Below are 26821 nucleotides of genomic sequence, written 5' to 3'. Positions count from 1 at the left end.
AAGGAGGGGCGAAGCCCGCTCCTTGGCGTTAAAGCGGATCGCCTCCAGCTGTACAGGCAAGCGAAGCGATTCTACCCTGCCCCGAAGGGGATACCCTCCCCTTCGCGCCCCCCCTATTGCGGCGGCTGCGGGATCTTCAGCGGGTTCAGATCGTCCTGGAATTTCCGATAGACCCCGGCAAAGCGCGGCGGGAGAACCGGCGGCGACGAGGGTGGCGGGAGATACTGGAACCGATACGTCCGCACGCCGTCATCGAAGAACGCGATGAGCCGCGTATCGACGGCAATCCACGCCTCCTCCGCAGCTCCTTCCGCCCCGCCGTTTGCCGCCGCCCGTCCATAGACGAAGCACGGCTGTCCGTTGAGTTTATCCCTCCGCAGGTACGTCCCCGTCCCCACCCAGCTCTGGTCGAGGAACGCCTCCCTCAGGATCAGTGCCGCCATCGCGGTATGGGCGGGATCGATCAGGGACAGCGTATGGGTTTGCGGGTCTTCCTTCATCCAGATACCGTTGACTTGCCAGTTTTCAGTCTGGCCGCCGTCGCTCCATTTGTTGCTCTCCCGGCGGACGCCTCCCGACTGGACGACTTGCCGTTCCCGCAGCGACGGGGGAGCTCCCTCGGACGGCGGTGCCTTGTCCTGAACAGTGATGCTCCACGCGGCCGTCTCGCCGGGGGAGACGATGTAGGGCGGCATCGGCCGGTCGCCCCCGTCGGCCGCCAAGACCGATGTCCCGCACCACAACCATGCCGCCCCGGCGATCCCCGCCACGATCCGCTTCCTATTCATTGACCGGCTCCAGGCTGCGGCTGACCACTTGCCCGGTGTGGCGATCGAGGGCGATGTGGAGCCAGTAATGGCGCTGCCCGTCGACGACGAATTGGTCGAGCGAGGTCGCCGTCTTGGGGAATTTCCCGTTCTGCGCGATGACGTCGATGAGGAGGTTCCAGGTCCGGGTGTCGGCGGCATCGGCGAGCGCCCGCACGATGGCGGTGCGCTGCGCCGCGATCCGGTTGTCAGAGGCGGTCGACAGCGCGAGGCGCGGATAGGTCGCGGCGGGGAAGCGGGTGTCGGTCTCGAGCGACGAAGTGAACCGGCTCACGAGATCGGCGCGGTTGAAGAGGGGCGTGGCCGAGGTGACGGCCCTCAGCGACGCTGCGAGCGACGACGCCTCGCCCGTGGCAACGGTGGTGGTGGCGCTCTCGCTCTTGAGCGCGCCGCTGAGCAGGGCCTGGAGGACGAGCGGCTGGCGGGTGTTGAGGTTCACCCGTCCCTCGACGATCAGGCCGTCCTCGACGCTGAAAGCGTCGAGGAACCCGGCGTCGCCGCTTTCCGGGGTGAAGAAATCGACGTCCTTCCACGGTAGGTCGCGGAAGCAGTAGCCGAGTTCGCCCACGCTGCGGAACGGGCGGTGGAGCATCACGGGGCGGCTGGCGGTATTCCCGGTGAGGAGGGGAAGGCCGTCGTTGATGTTCACCTGGGCGAAGGCGCCGTTGGCGCGGCGGACAATGCCGTCCGGATCGGGATAGTAGGCGTTGCGCCCGACACCGGCGGTAGAGGTGATCCGGTTTTCCTCGAACATCCCCTGCACGTTGATGTTGCCATTGTTCTGGAAGCTGCCGACCGAGGGGTTCGCGGGGTAAACGTAGGCGAACGAGGTGGGAGCCGTGGTCACCGGGGCCCAGACATCGAGGATATCGCCCGATGCGAGCCCCCACGTGGCACGGATCGTCCGGTTGATCACCCCCCCTGTCGTGTTGTAGGTCTGGTAGCCCTGACTCCCGCCGAAGCGGTCGGTCCGGGGATCGCTGCGCTGGACGTAGAAAAACCAGTTGTATTGGGTCGCGGGCGTGGTGATGTCGACGATAGAGCCTCCCCGGCTCGCGTTCGCCTGCTTCTTCATGACGCTGTAGGTCATCCATTTGTTGAAATTGGGATGCCAGTATTGCAGGAAGAAATTGACGCTGCCCACGGGCTGGATCACACCGCGATTGTAACGCTGCGTCGCGGGCGCGCTGGTGTTGTACTGAGTCGGCGAGGCGACGTCGCCCCCCCAGATGCCGATAATCGGGCGTCCCGTTACGGAGACGGGGGTCGGCCCATTGAGGTCGTTGATCGAGGCGGAGGTCGTCATGTTGCGAGGCTCGCTCGAGGTGGCGTTGGACTGCATCAACAGCGTCGGCTCGGTGGGATTGAGGGTGAACTCGACGCCGGGATTCGGGGCGAGGTCGGTGATCGGGCCCGAGACGGTGATGGGAACGGTGGCCGTCCCGGAGACGCTCACCTGGGCGGAACCCGTGGCAACGAAGCGAAACTTCGCCGGGGAAGGGCCGGTGGCCGTCGCGCTCTGGTAGGGGTTCCAGATCTCGGGCGTGTACCAGCCGCCCGCCTGGGTCGGATCGCTGCCATAGCGGTAGACGCAAAAGAAGACCCGGGGCAGGTAGGGAAGATCCTCGACGCCGTAGATGTCGATGGGGGCGAGGGGACCGATCGACGTCTGAATGTCGATGGGGCAGCGGTCGGGACGGGCTTCGTCGAGAATGTTCGCCCCGATCTGAAGCACTTGGTAGGCGGCCGTGCTGTCGTAGCTCTGGGTATTCCCCGAGGTCCCGCCCGTCGTCGCCCCGCCGACGGGGCCGCCGTCCTTGCCGATCGATCCGCTCAAGATCACCGCCTGGAGAAGCTCGAAGAAATCGGGCTCCCGCCCCGCCGCCGCCACCTGATCCAGCGTCTTCAGCGTGGTGGCGGGGCTCCCGGCCGAACCGTCCGGCGAGGTGTAGATCCATACTTTCTGGGTGTCGTCCCACACCAGACCGAAGTGGCGCTGGATCGCGGCGGCAGCGTTGGGAACCGCCGGATTCGGTCCCTGCCAGGTGATCCATCCCATCCGGCCTAGGCAGAAGCGCTGCTGGATGACCGGGGACCCCGCCTCCACCGTCCGCGTCGAGAGGGTGCCGTCGAGGGCGTACGTGGTCAGCGTCGCCTTGCTCGGGAACCGGGCGTTGGGGAGGAAGCGGTTGACCGAAGTGGCGAGGTTGGCGTTGCTCTTGTAGGCGTTGGCCGCGTTTCCGCCAAGGCTCGACGCGTCGTAGGCGGGCATCCAGCCGGGGGCGTTCCAGCTCGCGTTTCCGACGGCGGCGTATTGAAGGGCATCGAGCGAAAAGCCGTTGCTGAGGAAGAATTGGATCAGCGCCTGGCGGCTGACGAACATCTGGTCGGTCCGTCCCTGCCAGAGGTTCGTCGAGACCTGGGTGAAGGCGACGCCGTTCGTCGAGATGCCGTCGACATACCGCGTCGCCGCCGCAGCGTTGAAGGAGAAGCCGGAAGCCAGCGTCCCCGAAGGCTGGGCGGTCGCGTAATTCCGCCAGCCGACCAGTTTGTCGATCTGCGGCTGCGTCAGGCCGATCTGCACCAGATCGGCGAAGGCGGCCCCCCCCTTCCTTCCTCCCTGCACGGCAGTGAGGCCCGTCGGCGTCCCCGCCACGTTGAGATCGAGGAGCCCTCCCTCGTCGTAGACGGCGTAGGCGAAACGGCCGATCGCGGAGGAGGAAGGGGCGCTCAAGGCCTTCGGCCCCCCGCTGGTGACGAAGACCCAGTCCGGAGGACGGAACGCCGAAATCGGATCGGTCCCCGCCTTGGTCGGCTTTCCTCCGTAGAGGCCCGGATCGCGCGGCAGGAGGTAGTGGCGGTTCCATTGGGCGAGCGCGATGCTCCGGCCGTTGAGCGAGACATTCGTCGACGACAGCGCCGAGGCCTGGCTGGAGACCATCGGCGACGCCACACCGGCGTCGAGACGGGAGCTGACCCGAATCAGGTTCGGCACCGGATCGGGCGAGCCCAGGGGATTGCCGAAACGGGCGGGGAGGACGGCGGCGGCCGTCGACGGCGCATAGACGGGCACCCCCGAGACGGTGGTTACGGTGGAGCCGTTGACCATTTCCTGCTTGAGGCCGCCGATCACGATGTCGATGGCGCTGAGCGCCAGGTGGTCGGCCTTGCTGGCGCTCAGGCTGCTGTCGGAAAGTTTAGTCCCCGCCGAGGAGCGGACCATCGCCGCGACGATGAGGCCGCTCAGCAGGGCGACGAAGCAGAGCACGATGACCAGGGCGATCCCGGAATCGCAGGTGCGGCGCTTCAGGAGATGCCTCATTGTATCTCTCCCGCGGGAGTCACCTGGAAGAAGCGCCGGTAGACGCGGATGCCTTCGGCGGCGGCGTGGGGAATCGGCGCGGCGGAGACCGCCTTGCGCCACAGGACCTCGAGGTCCCCGGGCTTCATTGAAGCGGAAAAATCGGGCATCCGGAGGACCAGCGCGTTGAGCTGGTCGTCGTTCAGCAACGCGCGGCCCCGCGGATCGGCGATGGCGAGGGTGACGCCGATCGCCACCACGTCGGCCAGCCCGTTGACCGTCTTGTGTCCCAGCGAGGCGTCCCACGGCAGGGCACTCGGCGCCCCCTTCTTCAGGACGTAATCGTACTCCATGCGGAACACGTCAGGGCCGATCACCTCGTAGGCGGCGTCGGAAGTGGTGGCGCTCACGGCGGCGGGCCAGGTCGCCGCGAGAGTGGCGGGAAGAAAGACCATCGGCGGCTCCCCCGCCGACGCGCCGTTCCACAGGAGGCCCTTCCCCATCCGTTGCAGGCTGCGGCCGGGGCCGATCCGGTAGGCGATCACCGAGACGGTGCTCTGCCACGCGGGCGACGCGGCGTAGCCGGAGGCCTCGCTGTAGAAGGCGGCCTGGTCGTTTCCCGGCTGGGGGAGGGCGTCGTTTTTCAGGTAATAGTCGATGTCGCCCCTTCTTAGGATGCGCGAGAAGTCGAGCGCCATGCGGTCGAAGACCTCCCGCGCCTCGGCGTCGGCGTGGAGATTGCGCTCGCCCCTTCCGGCGACATCGGAGGCGTTGCGGAAAAGCTGGGAAAGGAAAACCACCATCAGGATCAGGACCACCATCGCCACCAGCACCTCGACCAGCGTGAACGCAGTCCTTCCGATCCCGGCTCCGCCCTTCGGGTGGCTGTGGCAGAACGGCATGGCGGGGCTCAGTTGCAATCGAGCGCCAGAAACGACTCGACCGATCCGAACGCCCGCGTTGCGGCCGCCGAAGCGGGCCACGTCACTTTCAGGTCGGCCAGCGTCGCCCCTCGTGAGGCCGCATTGGGCAGGAACGTCACCGTGACCAGGTAGCGGGCGTCGGGGGAGAAGGTGCTGGAACAGCTTCCGTCCCCCGTGAAATAGAGGAGGACCGGGCCGGAGGACGAGAGCATCGGGGCGGAAGGCAGCTTGATGCCGTATTGCAGCGAGGTCTCCCCCCCGCCCGCCGTCCTCGACGCGAGGGAGGCCGAACGGAGATCGGAGACGACCGCCGAAAGGATGCCGTTGGCAGCGGTCTGGCTCTTCGAGTTCAAGTCGAGCTTCGAGCTCAGGGCGAGCAGCCCCATCATCGCGACGCAGCAAAACGCCGTGATGCCGAGGGCGAGCACCGTCTCGACGAGGGAAAAGCCGCCGCTGCGGCGATGGCCGGAGGAACGGGCGAAGCGAGGCAAGGGAGGGGGTTTCATCGGCGGTAAATGCGGACGGCACCGGTGAGGCCCGCGACGTGGACCGCCGCCAGGTCGGAAGAGGCGGCGTCGACCGCATTGCCGTGGGCCGGCTTCAGCCCGATCTCCGTGATGGGCTGGAAACCGGCGGTGTCGTTATTAATCTTCATCTCTCCCGCGGGATTGAATTGGAGGCTTTTCACGAACGTGTACTGGGGAGCGCCGGAAAGGGGGTAGGGAAAGGAAGTCGCCGAGGGAGCGGCGGGAAGGGTGTCGCCGATGCGGGAGCCGGAGACGGCGGGCCGCGCCTCGAACGTCTTCCCCTGGTCTGAGCTGGTGCCCGTGCCGTCAGGGTAAACCGTCAGGTGGGCCGCGATGCGGAGGAGCGGGTTCACTTGCAGGAGGCGGTCGGGATTCAGCGGGGCGGGGCGGGCCGCGTCATAGATCTTCGTCCCGTCGCGCGACGCCACTACGGAGACGACGATGCGACCGACGCCGGGGCGCGCAGGCTTCGCCGAAGGGGCTGCCCCGTCCTCCTCGAAGAGCCCTAGCCAGACGTACGTGTCGGCCCCGATGGCATAGGCCCGGGCCTGCTCGATGGCGCCGCCCATGGCGGCCAGATCGGACGTGAAGCGGCCCGCCGAGACGAGCGTCCGGACGGAGGGAACCGCGAAGAGCGTCACGAGCGCCACGAGCGCGATGACGACCATGAGCTCGACGAGGGAAAATCCTCCGCGCCCCAGGCCCGCCGCCCCCTTGATCGCATCGTCACTCATGGTTGGGAGAAGAAAGCCGCCGTCCGGGAAGGCGGCAGAGAGCCAGAATCAAAAGACCCATCAGGCCGAGCATCCACGTCGACGGCTCCGGAACCGCGACCAACGTGAGGATCAGACTGTTCCCCACGATAGACAGGGAGTAGCCCGAAGTCACCGAGGAAAAGCTGCCGGTAATGCCGCCGCTGGCGTCCATGATGTCGTAAGTGCTGCCGACCGCCCCAGTGTATCCGTTCAGGCTGGAAATGACAATGGATCCTCCGTTGATGACAACGCTGCCGTTGATCACGCTCACCAGATCGTTTTGCGTCGCTGAGGCGATGTCGACGTTGAAGATCGAGCCGACGTCGAAGACGAGATTGGTCACCGCAACAGTCCCCACCGTCCCGCCCAGGATCAGCGTCCCCGCCTGGAGACTGCCGGAGGGATCGCCCGGCGAGAGAATGCCGCCGCTGTTGATCTCGACAGCCTGATTCGTCCCGTTGGCCCCGCCGACGGTGAACTTGTTCGTCGCGCCGACGATGATCGTTCCGATGCCCGAGAGGGAGGCGACCTGCTGGGAGACGCTACCCGAGTTGTTCAGGAGCACCCCCGCCCCGCCGAGGTAGAGAGCGGTGCTGGTGGGCAGGGCGTTGGTTGCCCCGATGATCACCTTGCCCGCATTGATGTACGTGCCGCCGGTGTAAGTCGAGAGGCCGGTCAGCGTCGTCGCATTGGTGCCGTAGGCGGAGAGGACGAGGCCGCCGCTGCCCGTGAACACGCTGCTCACCGTACCCTGGAGGTCATACGCGTACCCGGTCCGGCTCCCGAAATCGATGGTCCCGCCGATGATGCCGGAAGTGAAGCTTCCGATGGCCTCGACCAGGACGCCGCTCGTCAGTGTCAGCGTCTTGCCGGTCAAGGTCAGCGAGGCTCCGCTCCCCGCCAGATAGAGGGCGTTCGCCGTCGCCGAAGCCCCCAGCGTCGTGGTGGTGGTCAGCATCACATTATCGGTCGCGTTCGCGCCGAGCGCCGTCGCATACTCGCTGCTGGCGAGGACCCGGAAACCGCCCGCGGAGGTGTAGGTGACCAATCCGCCGTCGGCCCGGTAATCGTGGACGATCGAGAGATTCCCCTCGCTGTCGGCGGCAGCCCACGGGACGATGCTGATCGTCGTGGTCCCCGCCGTCCCGCCGCCGCCGACCAGCGCGGCAGTCACGTTCGAGTCATTCCCGGACGCGATCATCACCTGGTCGTTCCCCCCGCCGAGGAGCCCCGTCGTCGAGGTCCCCCCCGCGAAGATCAGGGTGCTTTTATTCGCCTGCGTGAGAGAGGCAAGGGTGAGGGTGACACTCTGCGACGCATTGACCGGCACGACGCCCAGCACATTGAGCCCGGCGACCAACGAGACGCTGCCGACCGCCTGGGAGACGGCGGCGGAGCTGTTCCCCTTCACCACCAGCGCGCCGCCGTCGAGGGTGATCGGCGCGGTGGAGGAGAGGCGGTTGTTATTCACCGCCGCCGAGTTGTCGAGGATCACCTCCCCCCATTCGCCCAGATAGTTGGCCGTCGTCGAGGGGACGCTGTTGATCGCCAGGCCGGAGATGCCGGTCATCGCGCCGTTGGCCGTCGCCAGGGTGAGGAGCCCCTGGTTGACCGTGACCGATCCCGTGAGCGTCGAGGAGTTGCTATTGAGCGTCAGCCCGCCGATGCCGGTTTTGAGGAGATTCCCGTTGGAAAGCGTTCCGTAGACGGCCAGCGTGTCCGCACTCGTCTGCCCGGCCGCCGTGGCGGGATTGATATTGAACGTCCGCGTCGCCCCGCCCAGATCGAGATTGATCGCCGAGGTGCTGTTGCCGAGCGTGACCGTCAGGTTGCTGCTGCTGCCGCCCACGCTTTGATAGACGTCGCCGTTCAGTGTGAGCGTGTAACCCGTACCCGTCGCAGGGAGAATCGTCAGCGCGAAGGCGTCCCCGTAGCTGAACGTCAGGCCGCTCACCGTCCGGCTCGCGCTGACCTTCACCGTCTGGTTCAGGCCCAGGTTGTTGGAGAAGACATCGTTGATGACGCCGCCGTTCCAATTGGCCGTGGTTTCATAGAGAAGACCGCTCGAGGTCCCGGTCCATTGCGCCAGCGCCGATCCGCTTCCGGCCACGCAAAACAGCGCGACCCACCCCAGTTTCCGTGCGGAGAGAGAACGAAAGAGTGATCTTTTTTTCATAAAAGAGAATGGAAGCAACCGCTGTTTGAGCGACTCGAATGCTCTACTCGAATCAGCGCTCACCTCGCCATTATCCGCTAATAGCGCGAAAAAGTCAATTTTTGATTCAATTTCAACTTATAATTCAAATTAATCTATAAATGACTCAACGTACTTGTTTATGATTAATATAGATGAATTTATTTACTCGCCTTTCCGAATCCTTCTTATATAAGGAGTAACAGCCTAAAAAAGGACTCTTCCCGTTATCATTTACAGTAAAGATCAAAAAAGGTATTCAAGCGTTTTTCATTTGAAAATCTCACCCCACCATGCTTCTTTAGAAGGAAAATTGTAGTTTGACCCAAATAATTTTATTTTGGGTCATTTTAATTATCTTCTCTGACACCCCATGCATCTCGATCCCCTTTCCAACACCCCGGGCGATTGGAAAGAAGCCCCCAGGGCCAGGGCCTTGCGGCTGCTCCAAAGTTGGATCAAGACAGGAGAACTAGGCCGGGGAACCCTCCTGCCGTCCGAACGCCAGCTGGCCATCCGCCTTGGCGTCAGCGTGGCGACGACCCAGCGCGCCCTCTCCCTCCTGGAACAGGAAGGGCTCCTCGTCCGAAAAGACCGTCATACCCGCCGGGTCGCCGAAGCGGCCATTGATTCCTCGGTCCTCTCCCACACCATCCTCATCTTCACCGGCACCGAACCCAATTCCGACATTGATCCCCACTCCGGCTTCATCAAGGACATTGGACATGGCGCCCTCAAGGCAATCGGCGACGCCTCCCTTCACGCGATGGTCCTCCACCCCGGCCAGATGACCTCCATCGACTTCGCCCAGCTGCTCCAACATCGTCCGATGGGCGTCCTCGTCTCCGATCTCGAGGCCTACGACCGGCTCCTCTTCCCCGAATTGATTCGCGCCATGACCCAGGCCTCCGTTCCCTTCGTGGTCTTCGGCGAACACGGCTTTGCCCCCGTCCACGACCAGATCCTCACCGACCATGAAACGGGAGAGTACGAGATCGTCCGGTGGCTCGTGAACCGGGGACGCCGCCGCCTTCTCTGCGTCTTCCCCGACACCCGCCCGGAACTCGCGGCAGCCCGCTACGGCGGCTATTGCCGGGCCATGGCCGAAGCTGGATTGGAAGCGCTGCCCATGGTCCGCGACGAGATGAACGACCTGGTCCAGGAATCGACACCGGCAGTGTTCCGGGTCCGTACCGCCTACTTCCGCGGGCTCCTCGCCCCTCTCCTGAAAGACTCCGACATCGACGCCATCCTCGCCATCAACGACCGCCAGGCCTTCGAAATCGGAGCCGCCTGCCGCTCCCTCGGACACCTCGAAGGCGACCGCCTCCTCGTGGCGGGCTACGACAATTTCTACCGCGAGGCCAACCCTTGGGAGCGCGACCTCTTCCCCGCCGTCCCCGCCGCCACCGTCGATAAGCGCAACTACGACATCGGCCTCGCCCTCGTCCAGCTCCTCCTCGAACGGATCGAAGGCCGCCTCCCGCAAGAATCCCAGGTCCGCAAAGTCTCCCCCGTCTTCCTCCCCCTCCGCTAGCTGGAGCCGGCGCTACGTTCCCAAATATAAGCTTCACTCCGCTCAGGAGCTGTTCGATAGAGCCTACGGATAGCCATGACGGTGGTTTTCCCTGCCCCTGTAGCCAGCTTGAGAGCCAACCGCATGATCTCGGGATTGGCGTCGTGGTTGGCTAGTGCCAGATGGTTTAGGAACTTTTCCCCCGCCTTGCCGAAGTGGGGGGGGCAACCTCGGTCAGCCAAATAGCAGTCTCTACGGCTTCGATCTGGCAGAAGAAGGGGCCACAGATTCGGCTCAACCTCTTGATGAAGAGGGAGCGGGTGAAGGGGTTCGAACCCTCGACATCGACCTTGGCAAGGTCGCACTCTACCACTGAGTTACACCCGCATTGCCCGGAAGGGGTTGCCATTAGAGGGAAACGGGGCACCCCTTGCAAGAGAAAAATGGGTGTACTTTTTCGCGCCTGTTCCGGCAGTCTCGGGCATGCGTGTTCTTGGGATTGATCCGGCTCTCCGTAATACGGGGTATGGCCTGATCGATACTCGCGCGGCGGCTCCGGGGTCGGGGCGCGCGGGGGGGATGGTTGCTTTCGGGGTGATCCGGACGGGGAAGGAGGCGCTGCCTTCGGAGTGTCTCCGGCTGATTGCGGCGGGGCTGCGGGAGGTGATCGCGCTCCACAAGCCCGATGTGGCGGCGGTGGAGGGGATTATTTTCGTCCAGAGCCACCGGACGGCGATCACGATGGGGGCGGCGCGGGGGGCGGCGCTGGTGGCCCTTGCGGAGGCGGGGGTGCCGGTCTATGAATATGCGCCGACGCGGGTGAAGGCGGCGGCGACGGGCGGGGGCGGGGCGAAGAAGGCGCAGGTGGGGTTCATGATGCGGGCGCTCCTGGGGCTTTCGGAGAATCCCCCGGCCGATGCGGCGGACGCGCTGGCGATCGCGCTGACGCATGCGCAGACGAAGCCGGGGCTGACGACGGGGACGCGGCTTTAATTTCCATTCTCATTTTTTCACGATGATTGCTTATTTGAACGGGACGCTGGTGGCCTCGCTGCCGACGCAGGCGGTGGTGGAGGTGGGCGGGGTGGGGTATGAGGTGCTGATTCCGCTGGGGACGTTCGAGCGGCTTCCGGCGCCGCCGGCGCCGGTGCGGCTGCTGACGCATCTGCAGGTGCGGGAGGATGCCCATGTGCTCTACGGGTTCGCGACGGACGAGGAGCGCGATTTGTTCCGGCTGCTGATCACGCATGTGAGCGGGATCGGGCCGAAGTCGGCGCTGGCGATTCTCAGCGGGACGTCTCCGGCGCAGTTCCGCGCGGCGGTGGTGGCGAATGACCTGGCGGTGCTGGGGAAGATCAAGGGGGTGGGGAAGAAGACGGCGGAGCGGGTGGTGGTGGAGCTGCGGGACAAGGTGGGGGTCTCGGCGGCGTGGGAGGCGGCGAGTGCGCGGCACACGCAATCGCCGGCGGAGCAGCAGCTGAACGACGCGGTGCTGGCGCTGGTGGCGCTGGGCTACACGCAGGCGGCGGCGGCGAAGGCGCTGACGGCGGTGCGGACGAAGTTCCCGGGGGCGGACACGGAGACCTTGATCCGCGAGACGCTGCGGGCATTCTAGCCTTTTCATTTTTATCCTTATGGCCGATCCGAATCTCCTCGCCGCCGATCCCGGTTTTGAGCTGACGCTCCGTCCGCCCGCGCTCGACGATTTCGCGGGGCAGGGGCGGATCCGGGAGCGGATCCTGGTGCTGATCGAGGCGGCGAAGGGGCGCGGGGAGCCGCTGGAGCATCTGCTGTTCAGCGGCCCGCCGGGGCTGGGGAAGACGACGCTGGCGAATATCCTGGCGCGGGAGATGGGGGCGAACCTGAAGTGCACGTCGGGCCCGGTGATCGACAAGGCGGGCGATCTGGCGGGGCTGCTGACGTCGCTGGAGAAGGGGGACATCCTGTTCATCGACGAGATCCATCGGCTGAACAAGACGATCGAGGAGTATCTCTACCCGGCGATGGAGGATTTCCGGATCGATATCATCATCGACCAGGGGCCGAATGCGCGGAGTGTCCGCCTGAATCTGCCGAAGTTCACGCTGGTGGGGGCGACGACGCGGGCGGGGATGCTGAGCGCGCCGCTGCGGAGCCGCTTCGGGCTGGTGAACCGGCTCGATTACTACACGGCGGAGGAGCTTTCGGGGATCGTGGCCCGCTCGGCGCGGCTGCTGAATGTGGAGATGGACGCGGAGGGGGCGACGGAGGTGGCGCGCCGCTCGCGGGGGACGCCGCGGATCGCGAACAATCTGCTGCGCTGGGTGCGGGACTTCGCGGCGGTGCGGAACGCGGGGCGGGTCGACAAGGCGACGGCCGACGCGGCGCTCCACATGCTCGACATCGACGACGACGGGCTCGACGAGATGGACAAGAAGCTGCTGGAGGCGCTGGTCCACAAGTTCGGCGGCGGGCCGGTCGGGGTCTCGTCGCTGGCGGTGGCGGTGGGGGAGGAGTCGGGGACGCTCGAGGAGGTCCATGAGCCGTACCTGATCCTGGAGGGGTTCCTGAAGCGGACGCCGCAGGGCCGCGTGGCGACGCCGAAGACCTACCAGAAGCTCGGCGTGACGCCGACGCGGAAGCAGCAGGATCTGTTTTAGGCGCGCACGCCTTCCCCGGGCCATGACTCCGCAAGAGATCATCCGCCTCCGTCTCGCCAGCCAGCAGTTGGCGGCCTCCGTTTGCACGAAGCCCGAGGAGGTCGTCGCCCGGCTCGGCGCGATGCAGGCGCAGGAACACGGCAGCGCGAAGTGGGCGATCGGGGCGCGCCTGCAGAGAGCGGGGGCGGGGGCGACCGAAGCCGCTATCGACGGGGCCGTCGCGCGCCGCGCGATCGTCCGCAGCTGGCCGATGCGAGGGACGATCCATTATGTCGCCGCCGCCGATCTCCGCTGGATGCTGGCCCTCCTCACGCCGCGGATCCTCGCCGGGACGGCGGAGCGGCAGAAGCGGCTGGAATTGGACGCCGCGGTCTTCGCGCAGACGCGGAAACGGTTCTCGAAGTGGCTGAAGGGCGGGGCGACGCTGGCCCGCACGGCGCTCCTCGCCGCCCTCGACCAGGACGGCATCCCGACGGCGCAGAATCGGGGATATCACATTCTCTGGCGTCACGCCCAGGAGGGGTTGATCTGCTTCGGCCCTCATGAAGGGAAGGAGCCGACCTTCGCCCTCCTCGACGATTGGATCCCGCTTTCCAAAAGCCGCGCCCTGGAGGGAGAGGCGGCGTTGGAGGAGCTGGCCCACCGCTATTTCACCGGCCACGGCCCGGCGACGCTCGACGACTTCGTCTGGTGGTCGGGGCTGAAGGTCTCCGATGCGCGGAGGGCGATCGCGCGGGCGGAGAAGCGGCTGGCGCGGATCGATGGGGAGCAGGCGGAGGGCAGGCTGACTTACTGGATGGCGCCCGAAGCGGCGACGGGAAAGGCGACGAGGCCCCCCGAAATCCAGTTCCTGCCCGCCTTCGACGAGTACCTCCTCGGCTACCGGAACCGCGAGGCCCAACTCGATGCGGCCCATGCGCCGAAGATCGTTCCGGGCGGCAACGGCATTTTTCTCCCGATGCTCCTGGCGCAGGGGCGGATCGTGGGGACGTGGAAAAAGGCGGTGAAGAAAAAAGGGGTGACGGTGACCGCGCTCCCCTTTGTCCCGTTCCCCCCGGCCGCCCGGAAAAAGGCCGCCGAGGCGGTGGAGGCCTATGGGCGATTCCTCGGTCTTCCTATCACGCTTTCGATCGGATAGGCTCCATTGAGCCCCATGACTTTCATGCCCTCCCTCAATCTCTCCTTCAGCTCGCTTTCATCCCTCAACGACCTCTGGCCGGTCATGCTCTTCTGGGCCATTCTTTTCGTTGGTACGCTGGTCGAGCTTCTCCGTCGCCGGGGCTTCGATCCCGTCACCCGGTTGACGTGGGTCGTCATCGTGGTCTTCGTTCCGGTCGTCGGCCTCTTCTTGTACTGGCTGGTTCCCAAAGATTTCTCCGAGCCTCTTGAGAAAGCGGCTCCCAAAAAGGCTTCTCCCTCGAATTCCCTCGCAGGGACTCCGTGGGAAAACGATCCGGGTCATACGCTCTAACGCTCTAGGATTCGGGAATCCCGCGCCGCCCCATGAAATCCCACCGCAAGGAACTCTGGTTCGAGGTGCCGCAGCGGCGGGCCTACCTCAACATCACGCCGCAGGTGGAGGCGGCGCTGCGGGAGAGCGGGATCAAGGAGGGGCTTTGTCTCGTGAATGCGATGCATATCAGCGCCTCGGTCTTCATCAACGACGATGAGCGCGGGCTCCACGGCGATTTCGAGAAGTGGCTCGAACGCCTCGCGCCGGAGAAGCCCCACTCCCAGTACCGCCACAACGAGACGGGGGAGGACAATGCCGACGCCCACCTGAAGCGTTCGATCATGGGCCGGGAGACCGTGGTGGCGGTGACGGCGGGGAGGCTCGACTTCGGGCCGTGGGAGCAGATTTTCTATGCCGAGTTCGACGGGCTGCGGAAGAAGCGGGTGCTGGTGAAGATCATCGGGGACTAGGCGCGGACGGAGGGGACCGCCGATTTGGCCCCGTTCCTTTCCTGCGGTATAGTGTCCCCTCAGTCTTCCCCCATGATTCCCTTTTCCGTCCTCGATCTTTCTCCCGTCGCCCAGGGCTCGACCCCGGCGGAGGCGCTGTGGAATTCCCTCGACCTGGCCCGCCATGCGGAGCTCCTCGGCTACCATCGCTATTGGCTGGCGGAACACCACGGGATGCCGGGCATCGCGAGCGCGGCGACCGCCGTCGTCATCGGCCACGTGGCGGCCGGGACGAAGACGATCCGGGTCGGCTCCGGCGGGATCATGTTGCCGAACCATTCCCCCCTCGTGATCGCGGAGCAGTTCGGCACCCTCGCCTCGCTCTATCCCGGCCGGATCGACCTCGGCCTCGGCCGCGCCCCGGGCTCCGACCTGGCGACGGCCCGCGCCCTCCGCCGCAATCCGCTGACCGATGCCGACACGTTCCCCGCCGATGTCCGGGAACTCCAGGCGTTCCTCGGCCCGGCGCAGCCGGGGGCGGCGGTCCAGGCGGTCCCGGGCGCGGGGACCGGCGTCCCGCTCTGGCTGCTGGGATCGAGCCTCTACAGCGCCCAGCTGGCGGCGATCCTCGGGCTTCCCTTCGCCTTCGCCTCCCACTTCGCCCCCGCCGCCCTCCTCCGGGCGCTGGAGCTCTACCGCCATCACTTCCAGCCGTCGGCGCAGCTGGCGAAGCCGTACGTGATGATCGCGGCGAATGTCTTCGCCGCCGAGACCGACGCCGAGGCGCGGCGGCAGTTCTCGTCGGTCCAGCAGGCGTTCGCCAACCTCCGGCGCGGCGCGCCCGGGCCGGTGCCGACGCCGGTCGACGACATCGACGCCCTCCTCTCCCCGGCGGAACGGGCGCAGGTCGACGAGGCCCTCGCCTATTCCGCCGTCGGCACGGCGGAGCGGGTCGCCGAGGACCTCGGCCTCATCCTCGCGGAGACGCGGCCCGACGAGCTGCTGATCGCCGGCCACTTCCACGACCACATGGCCCGCCGCCGTTCCTTCGAGATCGTCGCGCAGGTGCGGGACGGGATGAAGTAAGGGCGAAGAAGGGCGGCTCAGGCGGCGAGGGAGAGCGCCTCTTCCCGGCGGACGCGCCTCTGCCGGTCGAGGTCGAAGCGGAGCCGCTTTCCCCCCACGCGCCCGAGCCGGACGGGGGAGGGAACGGCGGCGACGTGGAGGAGCGTCTGCTCCGGGGAGAAGCTCTCGACCCTGGCGATGTGGACGCGGTTCACGAGGATGCTCCGGTCGAGACGGAGGAAGAGGAGCGAAGGGAGGATATCCTGCCACGCTCCGATGGCCCGGGTGAGGAAGAACTTTTCGCCGGAGTGGAGATGGACGTGGGTGTAGTTGCCCTCGGCGACGATGAGGCTGATCGCCTCGACGGGGACGACGTGGTGGTTCCCCCCCTCGCGGAGGACGATGGTGGCGGCGGGAGGGGCGAGGGGCGTGGCGGCGCGCCCGACCGTTTCCTGCGGGGCGACGGAAAGGACCAGGAAGCGGGGAGGGCGACCCCGTCGCACCCCGGCCCCGACCTTCCCGCGATGGGGAGGACGCTTGCTCATGGATTGATCCTTCCCGGGAGGGCCGCTCTCCCGCAACCCAGGAAAGTGCGTAGGGAAATTGCCTACGCAGGGGGTTGAGGGGGAGCGAAGTTATTGGGAGCGCGTTTGGAACCGAGGTGGTTTGAGGGTCGATCGGTTCCAGCTCTCTCTTGCCGAGGGCTCGGAATCCGGTCATCGTTTCCGCGATGTCCGAGGCCTCTCCCTCCTCCCCCTGCCGCGTCCTGATCGTCGACGACCATCCGGTCGTCCGGCTCGGCGTGACGCTTTCCCTGGAGGCGGCTGCCGAGGAATTCGTCCTTTGCGGCGAGGCGGCGACGCCGGGGGAGGCGCTCGACCTGGTCGAGCGGCTCCGGCCCGATGCCGCCGTCGTCGATCTCCACCTCGGAGGGCGGGACGGCTTCGACCTGATCGACGACCTGACGGCGCTCCACCCGCCGCTCCGCATCGTCGTCTACACGGCGATGGAGGAGCGGCTCTACGTGCGGCGGGCGCTGCGGGCGGGGGCGCGGGGGTACCTGATGAAGGGATGCGATCCGGCGCTGCTCGTCCCGGCGCTGCGGACGGTCGTCTCCGGGGGCCTCGCCGTCAGCGAGGCGGCGTGGAAGGACGCCGCCCCGGGGGCGGAGGAACCGGCCTCGATCGACGCCCTCTCGAACCGGGAGCTCCAGGTCTTCCGGCTGATCGGCCTCGGCGGCGCGCCCGCCGCGATCGCGGAGAAGATGGGCCTGAGCGTGAAGACCGTCGGCTCCTACCGGGAGCGGATCAAGTCGAAGCTCCGCCTCGCCGACGGCATCGACCTCGACCAGGCCGCCTACGAGTTCGTCCGCCGGAGCAAGGAGATCATCCCTCCGGCAAGGTAACGACGAGGACGGTCCCCCCCGCGCTCCCTTCCTCGGCCCGCAGGGAGCCGCCCTGCGCCAGGAGGAAGTCCCGGCACAGCCGGAGGCCGAGGCCGAAGCCCCGCTCGCCCGTCCCGTCGCCGCCGCTCCCCCAGTGGGCCGCCGCGCCCTCCCCGTTTTCGAGGATCCGCCGCACCGTGGCCGCGCCCGATGCGAAACCGGCCCGATCGACGCCGTTGCCGAGCCCCGTATCGGCGACGGCGATCTCCCAGCAGCGCGTTTCCCCCGCACCGACGCCGGACTGCGCCCCGATCGAGACGGTCCCGCCGGGCGCGGTGAATTTCAACGCGTTCGAGACGAGGTTCCGGAGGACGGCCTGGAGCCGCCCGGCGTCGGCGCGGACGGCGATCCCGGGGGCGACGCCGTTGCGGACGGCGATCCCCTTTTCCCGCGCCACGGCGGCGAAGAGCGCGAGGGTCTCGTCGACCGCCGGGGCGAGGGCGACGCGCTCCAGCCGGATCTCGTGGAAGGCCATCTGGCTCGACGCCCACCGGAGGATGCTCTCCATCGAGGCGTGGAGGCGGTGGATGTCGTCCCGGAGGATTCCCTGGATCGACTCGAACCGCTCCGGCGTGAGGCGGCCCGCGACGAGGTGGTCGACCGATTCCTTCAGCCGGATCACCGGTCCCCGCAGGTCGTGGGAGACGAGGGCGAAGAGCGTCTCCTTCGCCTCGTTGGCCCGGTCGAGGTCGCGGTTCTTCCGTTCGACGAGGGCGCGGTAGTCGTCGCTCACCCGGCGGAAGACTTCGCAGTAGACGAAGAGCGTGGCGACGCCGATGACGACATTGGTGATGTACCTCCCCTGCGAGACCCCGGCATTGCGGAAGAACTCGAAATGGGCGCCGAGGATGACGACATAGCCGATCCCACCGAGGAAGACCCAGCAGAAGCGCCAGAAGCCGGAATCCATCAGGAAGATCATGAGGAGGCCGAAGCAGAGGAAATTCACCTCGAGGCCGTTGCGGGTCAGCCACGCCTGGAGGGCCGAGACCGTCATCCCGATGACGGCCAGGCCGACGAGCGCCGGACGCCACAATCCCCGCGACAGGAGCCAGAGCCCGGCGGCCCCGGTGACGGTCATCGTCACGTTGTAGGGAAGAAGATGGTGGTTCCGCTGGAGGTAATTGACCGTGGCGAGGATCGCCGAGAAGAGGGTGATCACGAGGGCCACGCTGTTGAGGACGTGGAATTTCTTCCGCAGCCCGAAGTCCATCTCCTCGCGGATGCCGAGGGAGATGAGGCGGAGCCAGAAGCCGGGGCGGGTCGTCATTCGTGCCCCCGATGTTAAAACGAGACGACGAAGCCGCCAAGGAATTCCCGCCCCGGCGCGCTCGACCCGAGGCCCCCGGCGGTCGCCTTCGGGAGGATGCCCGAGTTCGCCCGGTTCAGGCCGAGGGAGGCGGGATCGTAATCGCGGTCGAGGAGGTTGTTGATCCCGAAGAAGAGGCTCAGGGAGGCGGTGACCTCGTAGCTCTGCCGCATGTTGAGGACCCACCAGGACGGGACCTGGGAGATGAGGTGGCTGTCGGCGGTGTAGCCCTCGGAGGCGGCGCTCTCGTAGCTCGGGCCGGACCAGACGGCGTACCAGTCGCTGCTCCACTTCCCGATCTTCCCGCCGCGGAGGCCGAGGGTCGCCTGGTAGTCGTCGATCTTCAACATGTGGGAATCGCTCAGTGCGTAGGGGACCCCCTCGCCGTCGAACTGGAAGAGCTTGCTCCCCGTGGCGTAGGGCTCCAGCCGGTAGCCGGCCCACTTGCCGAGGCGGGCGAGGTCGTAGGAGAACGCCGCCTCGAGGCCGCTGATCTTCTCCCGGTCGATGTTGCGCCACGTGTAGACGAGGGGGGTCGCCGTCGGGAGGGAGACGACGCTGTTGTGGATCGTGTTGCGGAAGTAGGCGAGGTCGGCGGAGAGCGGCCCCTCCTCGCCGTGGACGCCGTATTCCGAGGTGAGGCTGTATTCGTCCTTGAGGTTCGGGTTGCCCGACACGGTGAAGCCGTTCCCCTGCTGCGTCGCGGAGTGGAGCTCCCCGGGGGTGACGGCGCGGAAGCCGGTGCCGACGCTCGCCCGGAGCTTCCATCCCTTCCGCACCTCGTAGGCCGAGGCGACGCGGTAGGTCCCCGAACCGGCGTTCCGCGCCGCCGAGTCGAAGGAGGCGGTCTGGTACTCGGTGCCGAGGAGCTTCGCGTTCGTGAACTGGAAGCGGCCCCCCGCCTGGAGGACGAGGCGGTCGTCGAGGAACCGCTGGGCGTCCTCGGCGTAGACGGCGGCCATGTAGCTCTCGTTGTTGTACTCGGTCGGCGGGAGGTTGACGGCGGGGGCGAAGGGATTCGCCGCCGGGTAGCCGGGGGCGGCGACGCGGGAGCGGGTGTTCTCGAGCCAGCCGTGCTCGAGGTCGACGCCGGCGAGGAGGGTGTTCGATTCGGTCGGCTCGACGGTGAAGGCGATCTTGTCCCCGGCGAGGTTCTGTGTCCGCGCGTCGCGGTCCCGGAGGACGCCCGGCGTGCCGTAGTAGCCGGCCCCGGAGGCGGCGAGGCCGATGAAGGGATTCTGCGGCCAGTCGAAGATGTCGACGTCCTGGACGTAATAGAAATGGTCCGACCAGCGGAGCCCGCCCCCCGTCGCCGCCCCGGTGTAGATCGCGTCGACCGAGGTGTTCATCCGCGTGTCGGTGTCGGTGAGGCTGTAGGTGAGGCCGGGGTGGCCCGCGTCGTAGACGCCGTCGTGGCGGACGATCACCTCGATCCGGTTCGCGCCGGTCGCGTCGAGGTCGTAGCCGAGGGTGAGGTTCAGGTTCCCCCGGTCGTAGGCGGTGTTCGGCATCGTCCCGGCGCTCCCGGAACCCGAGGTGTAGTTCCCGCTCGTCGAGCCGGTTGCCGAGACGTACCAGTCGAAGGCTTTCTCCTTCCCGCCGCTCTCGATCTGGCCGGTGTAGCGGTCGAAGGAGCCGAAGGTTCCCGTCACCCGGTTGCCCGGGGCCGTCGTCCCGTCCTTCGTGACGAGGTTGACGACGCCCCCCATCGAGGCCGTGCTGTCGTAGGCGACCGAGGCGGGCCCGCGCGAGACCTCGACCCGCGCCGCGTCCTCGGTGGAGAGCTTCCCGATGTTCGCCGTCCCCGCGCGCCGCCCGTTGACGAGGACCGGGATCTGGCTGACGTCGTCCCAGCCCTGCGCGGCGGTCAGCGCCCCCCGGATGTTGAAGAGGGTATGGCCCGGCGAGTAATTGACCGAGAAGCCGAAAGAATTCTGGCTCAGCAGGTCGGTGAGGTTGAAGGGGCGGATCGTCTCGATGGCGGCCTGGTCGTAGACCGCGGCGGTACCGGTCCCCGCGCTCCCGCCCGGGGCGGCGCCGGTCACCGTGACGACGGGAAGGGGAACGGCGGCGGCCTCTTCCCCCCGCGCCTCCCGGGACGAAAGCGCGCCGAGACCGAGCCCCCACCCCAGGAGGGAGAGCGGCAGCAGTCGGAGAGCGGATTTTCGACCCATAGGAGAACGCCCGATCCTCCCGGGACGGGGGGAGCGCGTCAACCCGCAAGGGGACCGCCTCCCCCGCCTTTCGACGGCTCATTCCGCCCTCATTTGGATCACTCGTCCCGGTCGCTAGTTTTTAACGGTAAGCAAATATAAAGTTGCGTTTCCACTAATTAATAAACTAAATTTATAAACTAGCGCGTCACCCGCGCCCCGTCGGACCACCTTCCACCCCACCCCCGGAGACCCCAGATGAATAGGAACCCCTCGCGACTCACCCCCCGCCCCGTCGGCCTGCCCGGCCTCACCCTCCTCCTGCTCTTCCTGCTTCTCCTGCAATGGACGGTCGCCCCGGCCCCCGCGCAGACCTGGAACATCCTCGACACCCACCCCGGCACGGTCACCGGGAGCGCCCTCGACCTCTCCCGGATGAACGACGCCCCCGCGGGCAAGTACGGCTGGGCGACGATTGACGCCGACGGCGACATCCTCTTCGAGGGGAACCCGAACGCGAAGGTCCGCTTCTACGGCGCGAACATCCCGACCTTCATGACCCACCCGCAGGTCGACGCCCTCACCGACCGCCTCGCCGCCATGGGATACAACGTCGCCCGCATCATGGGCCACGACATCATGGAAAGCTGGCAGCAGGGCATCTTCCAGACGCCGACCTCGACCGACCCGACCCTCCTCGCCTTCAACACCGCCTCCCTCGAGCAGCTCGACTACCTCTTCGCCAGCCTGAAGAAGAAGGGGATCTACGTGCAGATGGACCTCTTCACCAGTTTCCAGTTCTCGAGCATCCCCTCCCTCAACGCCTACGGGCAGTCCCCGGGCTTCCTCTTTCCCTTCCTCGATGACGCCTACTACCTCTGGCAGAAGGAGACCGAGATGTACCTCTCCCACGTCAACCAATACACCCACGTGGCGCTGAAGGACGATCCGATGGTGATCGGCATGTGCCCGTGGAACGAGGCCCTCCTCCCGAACCTCGCCAAGCCGAACTCGACCCTCTCCCCCCTCCTCCTCACCCAATTCAACACCTTCCTCACCGGGAAGGGCCGGGCGACCGTCTCCGCCTTCCCGATCACCACGACCACCGACTACTGGAGCCTCCCCAGCTCCTCGACCACCGATTCCCTCACCGAGTTCTACACGGAGAAGACCGTCGCCGTGTACAACCGGATGAAGCAATACCTCCAGAACACCCTCCAGGTGAAGTGCCTCGTCGACGGGCTGAACTACCTCCACAGCCCCCTCACGAATTACTGGCGGAACCAGGTCACCGACGCCTACGACATGCACCTCTACTACCAGTGGGACATCGGGACCGTCACCCCCGGCTCCGGGAACTACGTCTACAACCCGACCTCCTACCCGATGCTCAGCGACACCTTCGCCACCGGGAAATACGTCGGCTCCTATCCCTACCTCTCCCTGAACCAGGAATACCTGAAGCCGGTCTTCCTCACCGAATTCCACGACGTCTTCCCCAACCCGGGCCGCGACCAGGCCGCCCTCTTCGCCTCGACGATCGGGGCCTTCCAGGGCTGGGACGACATCAACCACTTCTGCTTCCAGCGGCCCGACGACGGCCTCACCGACTTCCGGGTCGGGGCCTTCAACGAATTCAGCATGGCCGCCGATCCGATCGTCCTCATGTCGGAGTACCAGGGCGTCCTCGCCTTCCGGGCCAGCCAGCTGAAGCAGGCCCCGCCCCGCTTCGTCATCGTGCGGGACAAGTCGGCCTGCGGGAAGAAGGGCGACTCCCGCTGGGAGAACGCCGGCATGGCGAACCTCGGCTACCTCTCCTACATGTACAACACCGTGACGGTCTACGTCGACGCCCCGACCGTCCCCGTCGCGGTTTACAAGATCAGCGCCTCGACCTCCCAGGCGAGCGTCGCCAGCGGCATCCTCCCCTCGGCGAACCTCGTCCCGATCACCTCGACGCTCACGAGCCTCCAGGCGGCCCAGAAATGCATCGACGCCCTCAGCGCCACCGATCCCGTCGAGAACGCGATCAAGACGATGCAGCAGGCCGGGCTCAACCAGAACAAGCTCGTCTCCGAGACCGGCGAGATCGTCTTCGACCTCACGAACCGCTGCTACACCGTCAACTCCCCCCGGATGATCGCCGCCGCCGGGACGCTGAACGGGGCCGCCTTCGCCTTCAGCAACGCCCAGGCCTCGGCGACCACCACCATCGCGAAGGGCACCCTCTTCGCCGCGAGCCTCGACGGGCAGCCGATGGCCTCCAGCGGCCGCCTCGTCGTCATCAACACCACCGACGCGAAGTTCACCGGCTCGCAGAACGTCGCGCTGAACGACGGGCCCGGCAACTACAGCTACACCGTCCCCGCCGGGACCGTCTCCTCGACGACGCCGAACCTCCTCCTCTACACCACGGGGGACTTCCAGCTCGCCACCACCCTCAGCCCCGCCTCCTTCACCGCCTACCGGATCGGGATGAACGGCGCCCGCCTCGGGACCCTTCCCATCGTGACGACGGGGAACCAGCTCTCGGTGAACTTCGACACCGGGAGCGGCTTCGCCTTCGAGCTGATCGCCAACCCGATCCCCAGCCCCGCCCTCTCCACCACCGCCACCGTGAAAGTGATCGTCGACAACGACAGCGCCAACAACGGCCCCAACGCCTCGGTCTCGCGGAGCGGCAGCTGGTCGACGTCGAGCAGCCTCCCCAACTACTACGCGACGAACTACCACTACGCCGTGAGCACCGGCGGCGGCGCCAACACGACGCGGTGGACCCCGACCCTCCCGCAGGAAGGGAACTACCAGGTCTATTACCGGATCCCCGACGGCAACTCGGCCCGCGCCACCAACGCCCTCCTCACCGTCCATTACGCGGACGGCACCCGGGCGACGCGGATCAACGAGCAGCCGGTCCCCGGCGGCAACTGGATCCTCATGGGGACCTACCACTTCCTCCCCGGCTCCACCGGCTACGTCGAGCTGAGCGACGCCGGGACGACGAGCGGCACCTACCTCATCGCCGACGCCGTCGCCTTCGTCCTCCCCGCCTCGATCGTCGTCGACAACACCGCCGCCACCCAGACCGGCACCTGGACCGCCTCGACGACCAACACCGGCTACTACGGGACGAACTACCTCTACACCACCAGCGGCACCGGCAGCGCCAAGCTCCGCTGGACCCCGACCATTACCACGGCGGGCCGCTACAACGTCTACTGCCGCCTCCCGAACGGCGACGCCACGCGGCTGAGCGCGGCCAACTTCACCGTCGCCTACACCGGCGGCCAAACCCAGTCGGTCCCCGTCAACGAGCAGCCCGCCCAGGGCGGCAACTGGGTCCTCCTCGGCACCTACTCCTTCGCCGCCGGAACCACCGGCTACGTCGAGCTGAACAACAGCGGCACCGAGCCCTTCGTCATCGGCGACGCCATCGCCTTCATCGCGGCCGACACGCCGTGAGGAGGGGGAAAAAGACAAAAAAGGCGGCAGGATTTCTCCTGCCGCCTTTTTTGAAGAGCGAGGGTCCGGCGCTTAGTAAGCGGCCTGGGAGCCCTTGATGTTCTTCGACTGCATCCAGGGCATGATCGCCCGGAGCTTTTCGCCGGTCTTTTCGATCGGGTGCTTGGCGCCGTCGTTCAGGAGCTTCTGGTACTTCTTCTTGCCGCCCTTGGCCTCGGCGATCCACTGCTTGGCGAACTTGCCGTTCTGGATCTCGGTGAGGACCTTCTTCATCTCGGCCTTCACGGCCTTGTTGACGATGCGGGGCCCGATGATCACGTCGCCCCACTTGGCGGTCTCGGAGATCGAGAAGCGCATGCCGCTGATGCCCGACTCGTGGATGAGGTCGACGAGGAGCTTCAGCTCGTGGAGGCACTCGAAGTAGGCCATCTCGGGCTGGTAGCCGGCCTCGACGAGGGTCTCGTAGCCGGCCTTGATGAGGGCCGAGGTGCCGCCGCAGAGGACGGCCTGCTCGCCGAAGAGGTCGGTCTCGGTCTCTTCCTTGAAGGTCGTCTCGATGACGCCGCCGCGGGTGCCGCCGATGCCCTTGGCCCACGCGAGCGCGGTGGCCTTGGCCTTCTTGGAGGGGTTCTGGTAGATGCCGATGAGGGAGGGAACGCCCTTGCCCTCGGTGTACTGGCGGCGGACGAGGTGGCCGGGGCCCTTCGGCGCGACGAGGATGACGTCGACGTCCTTCGGGGGGACGACGGTCTTGAAGTGGATGGCGAAGCCGTGGGAGAAGAGGAGGGTCTTGCCCTTGGTGAGGTTCGGGGCGATCTCGCTCTTGTAGACGGAGGGGATGGTGAGGTCGGGGACGGCGACGAAGATGACGTCGGCCTTCTTCACCGCCTCGGCGACGGAGTAGACCTTGAAGCCGCGCTTCTTGGCGACCTCGATCGACTTGCTGCCCTTGTAGAGGCCGATGATGACGTTGACGCCGCTCTCCTTGAGGTTGAGCGCGTGGGCGTGGCCTTGGGAGCCGAAGCCGATGACGGCGGCGGTCTTGCCGCTGAGGTGCTTCAGGTCGGCGTCCTTGTCCTTGTAGATTTTGGCGGGCATGTCTTTCTCTTTCTTCGTTGGTGTTGGGGTAAAAGGGGCCTAGTCCTGCGCCGCGTCGGTCTGCTCGCGCGGGAGGGCGATCTTGCCGGTGCGGGTGAGGTCGATGGTGCCGAAGTGGTCCATCAGGCTGATGAACTTCGTGATCTTGCTCTCGTTGCCGGTCAGCTCGATCGTGAGGTTCTTCGGCTGCACGTCGACGATCTTCGCGCGGAAGATGTCGCAGATCTGGAGCACCTCGGCGCGGGTCTTCGCGCCGACCTTCACCTTCATGAGGATCAGCTCGCGGTCGATGTACTCGCCGTCACGGAAGTCCTGCACCTCGATGACGTCGACGAGCTTGTTCAGCTGCTTCGTCACCTGGTCGAGGGTCTTGTCGTCGCCCATCACCACGAGGGTGAGGCGGGAGATGCTCTCGTCGTGCGTCGGGCCGACGTTGAGCGTGTCGATATTGTAGCCCCGGCCGCTGAACATCGCGGTGATCCGCGTGAGGACGCCGAACTTGTTTTCGACAAGGACGCTGATGGTGTGGCGCATGGGCTGGTTTTTCGTTGGTTCCCCTCCCGGGGCGAAATCAGGGAAATCGCCGAAAAGAAGGGAAGGGTGAGGGTAAAATCCTGACCACGCGGGTCAAGAACTTTCCAGTTCAGGCCGGTTTTGGGGCCGTTTCGGGGGGTAGTTTTGGATGGAAGTTGCGTAAAAAGAAATCTGTGTATCGAAAAATCCAAAAATCGATAATCCTCGTAATCAGGAGTTTATATCAGTGTGTAGGAAAAGACTTACATAATCTTTTCCTATTCTTCTCTCGATTGGCACGAACTTTGTTTCCTATAGTCACAACATGAAGACTCTGTCCAACACGATGGCGGTGCTCCTCCTCGGCGGAATGATCGCGATGACTTCGGCGATCTCGGCCCTGGCGGGAGTGAGCGAAAAGACACAGGCCGCCGAAAAGACCTTCGACGACGGCTGGGAAATCGCCGCCGCGCTCGACGTCCACGGCAAGGGCGGCTGGACCACCTGCGGGGTCTTCGCGAAGGATCTCCAGCACCGCTTCACCCTCGCCGGGGGCGAGAGCCACATCGTCGTCTACGATTGGACCGACGCGGCGGGCTTCGGCCAGCGCCACGCGCTCTTCGTCTACCGGGACACGACGGGCCGCTACTGGGGCATCGACAACCGCCACGCGCAGCCGAAGTGGCTCGCCGGGACGACGCCCGCCGCCTGGGTCGATTTCTGGGAACCCGACAAGAAGAGCATCCACCTCGTCGCCGACGTGAGCAACCCGAAGCTCGCCGGCCGCAGCGCCGACAAGAGCCGCTACGACCGCCTCAGCGCCGAGACGATGGTCGCGTCGAACAAGTAAGCGTCGCCGGTCTTCATCGAAAAGGCGGCGGGAGCAATCCCGCCGCCCTTTTTGTTTTTGCGGGGAAAGGGGCCGCGAAGTGGAGGGGAGCGCCCTTCGGGACTGGGTACAGACCCTGTACAGGGGGATGTAATCCGCGCGTTTAAAGATGCAAGAGGGGCTGCGCCCCTCCTGCACCTCCCCCTCTGATAGGCCTGAACTGTTGGGAGCGTTATCGATCAGGCCATGTTTCCCGGGTAGCGCGTGTCCGCTAGTTCCCCGCAGCGTATGGGAGGAACCACGCGTCCGTGGGCCGGGGAAACTCGGGTGCTATCTCAGGGAAGAGAGATGGCCGCCCCTCTCC

Annotated in this window: 22 protein-coding genes, 1 tRNA gene and 1 pseudogene; 11 read left to right on the top strand and 13 right to left on the bottom strand. The window is 66.2% G+C overall.

Annotated elements, in window-relative coordinates; genetic code table 11:
• Nucleotides 1–113 precede the first annotated feature (113 nt).
• From BLU04_RS04555 to BLU04_RS04530, 6 genes are read right to left on the bottom strand one after another with little or no spacing between them, the layout of a single operon-like run.
• Entirely contained in the window at nt 114–788 is a 675-nt protein-coding gene (locus BLU04_RS04555) for a hypothetical protein (protein WP_093282773.1), read from the bottom strand.
• Entirely contained in the window at nt 781–4149 is a 3369-nt protein-coding gene (locus tag BLU04_RS04550) for a hypothetical protein (RefSeq protein WP_093282771.1), read from the bottom strand. Before BLU04_RS04550 ends, BLU04_RS04555 begins: the two co-directional genes overlap by 8 nt.
• Nucleotides 4146–5030, bottom strand: a complete 885-nt coding sequence (locus BLU04_RS04545) for a type II secretion system protein (protein WP_157895119.1) — start codon at nt 5028–5030, stop codon at nt 4146–4148. The genes BLU04_RS04550 and BLU04_RS04545 overlap by 4 nt, the downstream gene beginning before the upstream one ends.
• A gap of 8 nt (nt 5031–5038) precedes the next feature.
• The gene (locus BLU04_RS04540; protein WP_157895118.1) at nt 5039–5557 is read right to left on the bottom strand and encodes a hypothetical protein; all 519 of its coding nucleotides are present in this window, start codon (nt 5555–5557) and stop codon (nt 5039–5041) included.
• Entirely contained in the window at nt 5554–6312 is a 759-nt protein-coding gene (locus BLU04_RS04535; protein ID WP_093282763.1) for a prepilin-type N-terminal cleavage/methylation domain-containing protein, read from the bottom strand. The genes BLU04_RS04540 and BLU04_RS04535 overlap by 4 nt, the downstream gene beginning before the upstream one ends.
• Nucleotides 6305–8509: a PEP-CTERM sorting domain-containing protein gene (locus tag BLU04_RS04530; protein ID WP_162274630.1), complete on the bottom strand. Its 2205-nt coding sequence runs from the start codon at nt 8507–8509 to the stop codon at nt 6305–6307. Before BLU04_RS04530 ends, BLU04_RS04535 begins: the two co-directional genes overlap by 8 nt.
• Before the next feature lie 391 nt (nt 8510–8900).
• Here BLU04_RS04530 and BLU04_RS04525 point away from each other — a divergent pair, with 391 nt between their 5' ends.
• On the top strand, nt 8901–10064 hold the full coding sequence (locus tag BLU04_RS04525; protein ID WP_093282758.1) for a LacI family DNA-binding transcriptional regulator: 1164 nt from the start codon (nt 8901–8903) through the stop codon (nt 10062–10064).
• Between the two features lie 50 nt (nt 10065–10114).
• Here the strand turns inward: BLU04_RS04525 and BLU04_RS17215 are convergent.
• Together BLU04_RS17215 and BLU04_RS04515 are read right to left on the bottom strand one after the other, a co-directional pair.
• Nucleotides 10115–10350, bottom strand: a pseudogene (locus BLU04_RS17215) (hypothetical protein); the annotation flags it as partial.
• 8 nt (nt 10351–10358) lie between these two features.
• A tRNA-Gly gene (locus BLU04_RS04515) sits at nt 10359–10430 on the bottom strand.
• A gap of 96 nt (nt 10431–10526) precedes the next feature.
• Here BLU04_RS04515 and ruvC point away from each other — a divergent pair.
• The 7 genes from ruvC to BLU04_RS04480 all read left to right on the top strand — a co-directional run bounded on the left by ruvC (nt 10527) and on the right by BLU04_RS04480 (nt 15670).
• On the top strand, nt 10527–11036 hold the full coding sequence (ruvC, locus tag BLU04_RS04510; protein WP_093288457.1) for a crossover junction endodeoxyribonuclease RuvC: 510 nt from the start codon (nt 10527–10529) through the stop codon (nt 11034–11036).
• A 22-nt stretch (nt 11037–11058) separates the two neighbouring features.
• Entirely contained in the window at nt 11059–11658 is a 600-nt protein-coding gene (gene ruvA / locus BLU04_RS04505; RefSeq protein ID WP_093282756.1) for a Holliday junction branch migration protein RuvA, read from the top strand.
• Between the two features lie 19 nt (nt 11659–11677).
• Nucleotides 11678–12682 (top strand): Holliday junction branch migration DNA helicase RuvB, encoded by a 1005-nt coding sequence (ruvB, locus tag BLU04_RS04500; protein ID WP_093282754.1) that lies wholly within the window; start codon nt 11678–11680, stop codon nt 12680–12682.
• A gap of 22 nt (nt 12683–12704) precedes the next feature.
• Entirely contained in the window at nt 12705–13820 is a 1116-nt protein-coding gene (locus tag BLU04_RS04495) for a winged helix DNA-binding domain-containing protein (RefSeq protein ID WP_093282751.1), read from the top strand.
• Between the two features lie 24 nt (nt 13821–13844).
• Nucleotides 13845–14153 carry a PLDc N-terminal domain-containing protein gene (locus BLU04_RS04490; RefSeq protein WP_157895117.1) on the top strand — a complete coding sequence of 103 codons (309 nt, stop codon included), beginning with the start codon at nt 13845–13847 and terminating at the stop codon, nt 14151–14153.
• A gap of 32 nt (nt 14154–14185) precedes the next feature.
• Nucleotides 14186–14605, top strand: coding sequence for a secondary thiamine-phosphate synthase enzyme YjbQ (locus BLU04_RS04485; RefSeq protein ID WP_093282746.1), 420 nt, complete (start codon nt 14186–14188; stop codon nt 14603–14605).
• 72 nt (nt 14606–14677) lie between these two features.
• Complete coding sequence (locus BLU04_RS04480; protein ID WP_093282744.1) at nt 14678–15670, top strand: LLM class flavin-dependent oxidoreductase; 993 nt, start codon at nt 14678–14680, stop codon at nt 15668–15670.
• Between the two features lie 17 nt (nt 15671–15687).
• Here the strand turns inward: BLU04_RS04480 and BLU04_RS04475 are convergent, their stop codons facing one another.
• Complete coding sequence (locus tag BLU04_RS04475; protein WP_093282741.1) at nt 15688–16194, bottom strand: LytTR family DNA-binding domain-containing protein; 507 nt, start codon at nt 16192–16194, stop codon at nt 15688–15690.
• A 185-nt stretch (nt 16195–16379) separates the two neighbouring features.
• Here BLU04_RS04475 and BLU04_RS04470 point away from each other — a divergent pair, with 185 nt between their 5' ends.
• Complete coding sequence (locus BLU04_RS04470; protein WP_093282739.1) at nt 16380–17054, top strand: response regulator transcription factor; 675 nt, start codon at nt 16380–16382, stop codon at nt 17052–17054.
• On the opposite strand, the gene BLU04_RS04465 is transcribed toward BLU04_RS04470, so the two are convergent.
• Nucleotides 17035–18363 carry a HAMP domain-containing sensor histidine kinase gene (locus BLU04_RS04465; RefSeq protein WP_093282736.1) on the bottom strand — a complete coding sequence of 443 codons (1329 nt, stop codon included), beginning with the start codon at nt 18361–18363 and terminating at the stop codon, nt 17035–17037. The genes BLU04_RS04470 and BLU04_RS04465 overlap by 20 nt on opposite strands.
• A gap of 14 nt (nt 18364–18377) precedes the next feature.
• The gene (locus BLU04_RS04460) at nt 18378–20576 is read right to left on the bottom strand and encodes a TonB-dependent receptor (RefSeq protein WP_093282734.1); all 2199 of its coding nucleotides are present in this window, start codon (nt 20574–20576) and stop codon (nt 18378–18380) included.
• 237 nt (nt 20577–20813) lie between these two features.
• Here BLU04_RS04460 and BLU04_RS04455 point away from each other — a divergent pair, with 237 nt between their 5' ends.
• Nucleotides 20814–24017 carry a hypothetical protein gene (locus BLU04_RS04455; protein ID WP_093282731.1) on the top strand — a complete coding sequence of 1068 codons (3204 nt, stop codon included), beginning with the start codon at nt 20814–20816 and terminating at the stop codon, nt 24015–24017.
• Between the two features lie 72 nt (nt 24018–24089).
• Here BLU04_RS04455 and ilvC read toward each other — a convergent pair whose 3' ends face one another.
• Nucleotides 24090–25115, bottom strand: a complete 1026-nt coding sequence (gene ilvC, locus BLU04_RS04450; RefSeq protein ID WP_093282729.1) for a ketol-acid reductoisomerase — start codon at nt 25113–25115, stop codon at nt 24090–24092.
• 39 nt (nt 25116–25154) lie between these two features.
• A complete protein-coding gene (ilvN, locus tag BLU04_RS04445) occupies nt 25155–25649 on the bottom strand; it encodes an acetolactate synthase small subunit (RefSeq protein ID WP_093282727.1) in 495 nt (164 codons plus the stop codon).
• Nucleotides 25650–25953: 304 nt separating this feature from the next.
• Here ilvN and BLU04_RS04440 point away from each other — a divergent pair, with 304 nt between their 5' ends.
• Nucleotides 25954–26478: a hypothetical protein gene (locus tag BLU04_RS04440; RefSeq protein WP_157895116.1), complete on the top strand. Its 525-nt coding sequence runs from the start codon at nt 25954–25956 to the stop codon at nt 26476–26478.
• Nucleotides 26479–26821: the final 343 nt, after the last annotated feature.

It is taken from the genome of Verrucomicrobium sp. GAS474, assembly GCF_900105685.1.
In the GTDB taxonomy this organism is placed as follows: domain Bacteria; phylum Verrucomicrobiota; class Verrucomicrobiia; order Methylacidiphilales; family GAS474; genus GAS474.
Note: the sequence above shows the minus strand (reverse complement) of the source record. Positions and strands in the feature narration are given on the sequence as shown.